Raw genomic sequence first — 292 nt, forward strand, 5'->3', positions numbered from 1 at the left:
CAGTAATACTTCTCTTTGCTCTCGTCTTCGGTTACTTCAAAGGTGCGCTTCTCGTCCCAGTGTTGCTGGACTTTTGATTCTATCTCTTCCGGGCGGTATTGCTCTTGCATGGCAGCCAGTGGTCCTGTGTTCAATACAGCTACAAATGTAGCCAATGGATGTGGTAATTCAGATCCGCATAGCATAGCCCAAACGCCCGCGTCAAAACAGCCTTTCACGCAAATGCACTTTGCAGGAATTTACCGGGTCTGTGCTTCACCTGACAAAGCGGCGGCGAAATAAGGTCTATTAT

Annotated in this window: 1 protein-coding gene; it reads right to left on the reverse strand. The window is 48.3% G+C overall.

The features are described from left to right. The coding region (locus RTW80_RS31820; RefSeq protein WP_409415338.1) for a hypothetical protein at positions 1-110 on the reverse strand (110 nt) is incomplete at its 3' end. Positions 111-292: the final 182 nt, after the last annotated feature.

It is taken from the genome of Escherichia sp. AM3, from assembly GCF_032029835.1.
In the GTDB taxonomy this organism is placed as follows: Bacteria; Pseudomonadota; Gammaproteobacteria; order Enterobacterales; family Enterobacteriaceae; genus Escherichia; species Escherichia coli.